General features: G+C 42.3%; 5 protein-coding genes. 2 read left to right on the forward strand and 3 right to left on the reverse strand.

Going from position 1 to position 7,340, the window contains the following annotated elements; genetic code table 11:
• Positions 1-102 precede the first annotated feature (102 nt).
• The gene (locus WBJ10_RS09390) at positions 103-1,731 is read left to right on the forward strand and encodes an ABC-F family ATP-binding cassette domain-containing protein (RefSeq protein WP_424289612.1); all 1,629 of its coding nucleotides are present in this window, start codon (positions 103-105) and stop codon (positions 1,729-1,731) included.
• Positions 1,732-1,797: 66 nt separating this feature from the next.
• Here WBJ10_RS09390 and WBJ10_RS09395 read toward each other — a convergent pair whose 3' ends face one another.
• The 3 genes from WBJ10_RS09395 to WBJ10_RS09405 all read right to left on the reverse strand — a co-directional run bounded on the left by WBJ10_RS09395 (position 1,798) and on the right by WBJ10_RS09405 (position 6,514).
• A complete protein-coding gene (locus tag WBJ10_RS09395) occupies positions 1,798-3,708 on the reverse strand; it encodes a beta-N-acetylhexosaminidase (RefSeq protein WP_424289614.1) in 1,911 nt (636 codons plus the stop codon).
• 242 nt (positions 3,709-3,950) lie between these two features.
• Positions 3,951-4,448, reverse strand: coding sequence for an FKBP-type peptidyl-prolyl cis-trans isomerase (locus WBJ10_RS09400; protein ID WP_424289616.1), 498 nt, complete (start codon positions 4,446-4,448; stop codon positions 3,951-3,953).
• A 38-nt stretch (positions 4,449-4,486) separates the two neighbouring features.
• Complete coding sequence (locus WBJ10_RS09405) at positions 4,487-6,514, reverse strand: thioredoxin domain-containing protein (RefSeq protein ID WP_424289618.1); 2,028 nt, start codon at positions 6,512-6,514, stop codon at positions 4,487-4,489.
• A 57-nt stretch (positions 6,515-6,571) separates the two neighbouring features.
• Between WBJ10_RS09405 and WBJ10_RS09410 the strand changes: the two genes are divergently transcribed.
• The coding region (locus tag WBJ10_RS09410) for a mandelate racemase/muconate lactonizing enzyme family protein (RefSeq protein WP_424289620.1) at positions 6,572-7,340 on the forward strand (769 nt) is incomplete at its 3' end.

Genomic DNA, 7,340 nt, shown 5'->3' on the forward strand with positions numbered 1-7,340 from the left:
CTTCTACATATTCAATACACACGCGATGAAGCTTTTCTTTGATATCTGCCATTAAGCAAAGAAGCGCATTAATTTCTTACCTTTGCACTTTATTTCAAAATCATGATTACAGTTTCAAATCTATCTCTTCGTTTCGGAAAACGCACGCTTTTTGAGGATGTTAACTTAAAATTTACTCCCGGAAATTGCTATGGTATAATTGGCGCAAACGGCGCTGGTAAGTCTACATTCCTTAAAATTTTATCGAAAGAAATTGATCCCTCAAGCGGATCTGTATCTTTTACCCCTGGCGAACGCATGGCCGTTTTAAGTCAGAACCACTACGCTTTTGATGAGTTTCCTGTAATAGAAACAGTTATGATGGGACATAAAGAGCTGTATAATGTCATGAAGGAAAAAGATTCTTTGTATGCAAAGGACGATTTTACAGAGCAGGATGGCGAAAGGGCCGGTGAACTTGAAAATATATTTGCGGAAATGGATGGTTGGAATGCAGAAAATAATGCTGCAACCATGCTTAGCAACTTAGGTATCAAAGAAGAATTCCATCACAGCCTTGTGAAAGATTTGGATGGAAATCAAAAAGTGAGGGTTTTATTGGCGCAAGCTCTTTTTGGTAAACCCGACATCTTGCTTTTAGATGAGCCTACCAATGATCTGGACATACAAACTATCGCCTGGCTTGAAGATTTCCTGGCTTCGTATGAAGGAATTATATTGGTTGTTTCCCACGACAGGCACTTTTTAGACACCGTTTGTACCCATGTCCTGGATATCGATTTCAGTAAGATGACCATCTACACAGGTAATTATACGTTCTGGTACGAGTCCAGCCAGTTAGCTTTGAAACAACGCTCTGATCAAAATAAAAAGACGGAGGAACGGGTGAAGGAACTTCAGGACTTCATTCGCCGTTTTAGCGCGAATGCTTCCAAATCCAAGCAGGCTACAAGTAGAAAAAAAGCGCTGGATAAAATAAACATTGACGAGATCAAACCATCCAACAGGAAATATCCGGGAATCATTTTTAATCACCAGGGACGGGAAGCCGGAGATCAGATCTTGCAGATCGATAACCTTAGGAAAGAACTTAATGGCGAAGTGCTGTTCTCAGGGATAAACCTGATGGTAAATAAAGGCGATAAGATTGCAATCCTGTCGGAGAACAGTTTAGCGACAACTGCATTTTACGACATCCTGACGGGTAGAGATAAAGATTTCAAAGGAGAATTTAAGTGGGGTGTAACAATTAATACCGCCGACATTCCAAATGACAATTCTGAATATTTCAAGGGCAAAGACACTAATTTAGTGGATTGGTTGCGTGAGTATTCCGAAGGCGACAAGGACGAACAATTTATCCGCGGATTTTTAGGAAGGATGCTATTTTCTGGCGAGGAAGTATTAAAACAATCATCGGTCCTTTCGGGAGGAGAAAAAATGCGCTGTATGTTCTCCAGGATGATGCTTCAGCAAGCTAATCTATTAATGTTCGATGAGCCTACCAATCACCTGGACTTGGAATCTATTACTGCCTTAAACAACGGTATGAAAGATTTCAAAGGCGTAATCCTGTTTACTTCACGAGATCATGAGCTTACAGAGACTGTGGCAAACAGAATCGTTGAGTTAACGCCAGGAGGTATCATTGATAAGCTGATGACCTACGATGAGTATATCAACAGCGATGCTGTTAAGCAGCAGCGTGAAGAACTCTATTCGCTGGCATAAATCAAGCGAGCAGATAAAAAGGAAGCCATTGATCTTTGATCAATGGCTTCCTTCATTTAAAGTTTATTACATTCTCGCCCTGGATTTTAATTCTGAAATAGGCATTGTCAGCATTCTTCCAACAGGCTTACCATTCTTATACGTAATCAACTTCAGCTGAGAAGCGTCAATCGGCACGATTAGCGGGGTGGTGTATTTGGGATAAAATTTGTCAGGAAATGAACTGTCAAAACTGTAATGTATATCAAGGCCTTTGACTTCCGTTGTAAGCTCAACTTTCAATCTGTTACCCGGTGCCTTAGTGGCCTTAAATATTGGATCGTAGACACTCGGCGCATATTTAATTTCGGCAAGGTCAAAACGTTTGAAGTGATTCTCTACCCGGCTAAAAAATTCAGGCCAGTTTTTCCTGTCTTTAGGCGACCAAACTGCTTCAGCGATGGCAAATCCCCTAGGCCAGGTCATATATTCCGCCTGCCGGATGTTGTAAATTTGCTCGGTCCATAAATTCGCTTGTCCTCCCTTGATATACTGCGGGTCTACACCATCCGGAATTGGCTCGAATTCATAAGACTTATTTAATCGCAATGATTCATACACTCTGGGTTCTGAGAGGACATCAGACTGCATATAATCGAGATAAGCGTAAGTTGTAGGGCTCATTACCACCTGATGTTTATCGTGTGCTGCCTCGATACCATATTTCATTCCTCTCCAGCTCATAACGGCTGTCGATTGGCTCACCCCGCCTTCCAGAACTTCATCCCAGGCCATTAATTTTTTACCCTTTGATTCAACTATTTTCTCTACCCTTTTTGTAAAATAGCCTTGAACCTCCTTAATGTCCTTCATTCCCTCACGGGCCATCAGAGCTCTAACCTGAGGATTGTTTTGCCAGAAGTTTATCGGAGATTCATCACCGCCCAGGTGGATATACTCAAATGGAAAAAGCTGTGCTATTTGAGTCAAAACAGAATCCATGAAAACGTAAGCTTTTTCATTCGCAGGGCACAGTGTATTATCAATAAGTGCTTTTGGAGGAGCACCCCCAGACCAGTCCATAATTTTCTCGCCTGAGCGTGGTTTATAATTTACCGCATCGGGAGTACAAGAGAGTTCCGGATAGGCGGCTATAGCAGCAAGGCTATGTCCGGGCACGTCTATTTCGGGCATAATATCTACAAATCGTTCCTTAGCATATTTAACCAGCTCCCTTATGTCGTCCTGAGTATAGAACCCCCCGTAAGTACGGGGTTCGTCCGCTGTCGGAGGTATAAAATCCCCAAAAGTTCCAGTTCTGTCTGCACGCCACGCTCCAACTTCAGTTAGCTTTGGCAAACCTTTAATTTCAATTCTCCATCCCTCATCATCTGTGAGGTGAAGGTGAAGAAGGTTGTATTTATACCGGGCCATAGCATCAATATATTGTTTAACCTCATTCTTGGTGAAGAAATGCCGAGCTACGTCAAACATTAAACCCCTCCAGCCTAATTTGGGGTAATCTGTGATTTCCGCCACCGGAGCAATCCAGTTTACGTGATTAATCTTCACCTTACTTTCAATCTCCGCTGGAAACATTTGAATAAGGCTTTGCGCACCGTAAAATAAGCCCGCCGCTTTGTTAGCTTTAATGGTTATCAGGGATGGGGTAACCGATAAATTGTAGCCTTCATTCCCTAGCTTCGAATCACTCTGTGCATTCAGCTGAAGTTTGATAGTCGGAGTCTGAGAGGAGGTGACGGAAATGACCCGGTATCCTGTCGGTTCTGACAATCTTTCACGAAGAAAAGCAACCGTATGACTTAAATCAGGAATGCTTTCGGCTTGAATCACCACGTTCTTAGGAAGAGTGAACTGCCCGGCTCCTCTGACAACCGAAACCGGCTGTGGAATAATAGCAATCTCATTGGCTATCTGCTGGCTAAACGAGTTAATGGAAATCAAAAGAGAAAATAAGAACAGAAAGGCTTTCTTCATAGTTTAAATTAGTATTAATGGTTTCTTGATCCCGCAATTTAGGCATTTAAACAGAGATAATAACGTCTCAAGTTCATATAAAGTGCATTTAAAGAAGTCAATCCGTATGTTTTCCTTTCCTTCTAATTTGCTACCATTTGCTAAGAAAAAATTGTGCGTGTACACTAAGCAAATACGATGAAGAGCAAATAAAAAGGGGGAACTTGAAAGTTTCCCCCTTATAAAATGGAATTTATCTCATTTTAGTGACCCGCATGTCCGTCGGCACCATGAGCATGCCCATGAGCTAACTCTTCTTCAGTAGCCTCACGCACTGAAACAATCTTGCCAATGAAATGTAAATTTTGGCCTGCCATTGGGTGGTTCAGGTCAACAGTAACAGCCGTTTCAGAAACGCTCTGCACCTGAGCCCTAAACTGGTTTCCCTCATTATCCTGCAAAGGTAAAATGGCTCCTACCTCTGGTTTCTCCATTTCCCCAAACATATCAATCGGGAGTTCAGCAACTGCATTTTCGTCTTTTACTCCATAAGCATCTTCCGCTGAAAGATGGAAATCGTAACTATCACCTGCTGAAAGCCCTGCAAGGTTCTCTTCGAATTTGGGAAGCATCATTCCTACTGCATATAAAAATACCAATGGGTTTTGCTCATCTGCCTTTTCTACAAAGACTTCCTCGTCATTTTCCCTGGTGTAAAGGTCATAAGTAAGCGCAACAACGCTGTTTGCTTGAATGTTCATTTTGTTAAATTAGTTAGTCATGTGCTGAAAAATGGAATTTAATCCTGGCTTCCCGGCTTTGTACTTGGGTTATCGATTTGTTTAATTGCTTCCGTTACCGCTGTAACAGGTAAGGAACAGGTTCTGTTTTGACACACATATATTTTTGTGTCATTATGAATTTTGTCGCGAAGCAAAGGTAAGGTTCCTGCCGTACCTCCCAAAAGTATTTTGTTAGGAACGTAATATTTTTCAAGCTCAAGCCGCTTTTTCTCCGCCTCTAAACCGACTATTGCAATTTCAAAAACCCCAAAGATCCTGAAGAGTAAAAGTGAAGCCCAGTTTGAATAACTGGACGGATACTGGTTTATATGGGGCTGAACGGTTCTCAGCATCTGATCAGCAATCGCGGAATAACTACTATCATCGAAAAAATGGCTTAGCCTGAAAAGGTTTTGTGCCATGGCTGAATTTGAAGATGGAATCACGTTATCTGTGATTTCACTTTTTCGTGCGATTAGTTCTTCGCTGCTGGCTGATGTGTAAAAAAATAAGCCGCCTTCCTGATCGTAGAAGTTTGAAATTGTACGGTCAGTTAAAGTCCGTGCGAATAACAACCATTGTTCATCAAAGGTCGACTCATACAAACCAATTAAGCCATCAATAATGAAAGCGTAATCGTCCAGGAATGCTTCGGAATCATCTTCAGAATGGTAAACCCTGATGAGCTTATTATCCTTAAAAAGATTTTTTGCTATAAAATCAGCACTTTTCAATGCACTGGCAAGGAATGTATCTTCAGCGAATACCCGGTAGGCATCTGTATATGCTCTTAACATCAAACCGTTCCAGGAAGCAAGTATTTTATTGTCGAGGCCAGGGCGCACCCTTACAGATCGCGCTTCAAAGATCCTTTTCCTCGCATTGGTGATCTTGTAAATCAGTTCCTTTTCCTCAATCCCAAGTTCTGACGCTAGTTCAGCGTCATCCTTTTTTCTGAGGAAGATGTTCGTATGCTCCTCTTCCCAGTTGCCTTGCTCAGTTATATTGTAATATATATTGAACAGATCTGCATCCCCGCCCAGAATGTTCCCTATTTCGTGTTTAGAAAACGTGTAGAATTTACCCTCTACCCCCTCGCTATCGGCATCAAGGGCGGAGTAAAATCCCCCTTCCGGGGATGTCATTTCACCTTCAATGAACATTAAGGTTTCAAATACAACGGCCCTGTATAGCTCATTTCCAGTACATTGGTATGCTTCGGAGTACAATGATACCAGTTGTGCATTGTCGTAAAGCATTTTCTCGAAATGTGGTACATGCCATTGCCCGTCGACCGAATATCTTGCAAAACCTCCTCCTATCTGATCGTAAATACCACCAAAAGCCATCTTCTCGAGTGTAATATTGACGGCGATATGAGCGGAATTGTCGTTCATCAGCTGTGAATAACGAAGCAGGAAAGCCCAGTTATTCGGTAGAGGGAATTTAGGTGCGCGATTATAACCTCCTTCCACAAGGTCGAAACTGCGCTTCCAGGTATCGAATATCTGACTGATATCGTTTTTACTGAACTCAGCTTCAGACTTTACAGGACTAAGTTGTTCGCTCTGGCGGATGCCTTCAGTTAAACGCACGGCATATTCTTCTGCCTCCTCCGGCTTGTTTTGCCAAAAATCGGCCAGATTATTTAGCAAACTGATCCAATCCGGTTTTCGGAAATAAGTTCCGCCATAAATGGGTCGCTGATCCGGCAGGCAAAAACAATTTAAGGGCCAGCCGCCGCTTCCTGTCATTAATTGAACCGCATTCATATAAATCTGATCAATATCAGGCCGTACCTCCCGATCGATCTTAATACAGATGAAATTTTTATTCATCACATCAGCCACCTGCTTATCCTCAAAACTCTCATGCTCCATTACGTGGCACCAGTGACAGGCAGAATAACCAATGCTTACAAGGATCAATTTATTCTCTTTCTGTGCCCGGGATAAAGCTTCCTCTCCCCAGGGATACCAGTCTACAGGATTATTTGCATGCTGAAGGAGATATGGAGAGGTCTGGTTTTGTAATCTGTTTGCCATGGAATTAAATTTTATGCTAAAATACCTTATTTTCGGCCTTCAATTCAACAATATTCTATGAAGATCACCCATATCGATATCTACCGGTTTAGTATTCCGATGGAGCCATTTGTAATAGCTACCGGGATTATGGATTACGCTCAAAATGTTTTCATACGGGTGCATACCGACGGAGGGTATTATGGTGTAGGCGAGTGTTCCGCATTCCCCATGATAGTTGGAGAAACCCAGGACACTTGTCTGGTGATGGCCCGCGAATTTGCGAAAGTGTGGAAAGGAAAAGATGCATTGGATATCGAGGCAAGGATTCAGGATCTTCATAATGTAGCAGCCCATAACCCAACTATCAAAAGCGCTTTTGATATTGCCCTATACGATCTTGCTGCAAAAGCCGCTGATCAGCCTCTATATAAATTCCTGGGTGGCGAGAAGAGAGTTATTGAAACCGATATGACCATTGGGATTGATTCTGCAGCTGAAATGAGCAAACTGGCATTATCTTATCAAAAGAAAGGTGCAACAATTCTAAAGATCAAGTTAGGTAAAAAGCCGGATGACGATCTTGAGAGAATGCATAAAATCAGAGAAGCCGTGGGCCCCGACATGGTTTTAAGAATCGACGCCAATCAGGGCTGGAATTTTGACGCTTCCCTGAAATGCCTTAATGGCATGAAAGATCTGAATATTGAGTTTTGCGAGCAGCCTATGCGCACCTGGTACGACGATAGGCTTCCTGAACTCAGAAAAAAATCTCCCATAAAAATTATGGCTGATGAAAGCTGTTACAACCACCATGATGCACGCAAGCTGATTGATTCAGAAAGCT

The organism is Daejeonella sp., from assembly GCF_049655485.1.
Lineage (GTDB): Bacteria > Bacteroidota > Bacteroidia > Sphingobacteriales > Sphingobacteriaceae > Daejeonella.

Bases quoted from the DNA above. Each gene is read 5' to 3' on its own strand.
- WBJ10_RS09390 (WP_424289612.1), top strand. From the start codon at position 103: ATGATTACAGTTTCAAATCTATCTCTTCGTTTCGGAAAACGCACGCTT.
- WBJ10_RS09395 (WP_424289614.1), bottom strand. From the start codon at position 3,708: ATGAAGAAAGCCTTTCTGTTCTTATTTTCTCTTTTGATTTCCATTAAC.
- WBJ10_RS09400 (WP_424289616.1), bottom strand. From the start codon at position 4,448: ATGAACATTCAAGCAAACAGCGTTGTTGCGCTTACTTATGACCTTTAC.
- WBJ10_RS09405 (WP_424289618.1), bottom strand. From the start codon at position 6,514: ATGGCAAACAGATTACAAAACCAGACCTCTCCATATCTCCTTCAGCAT.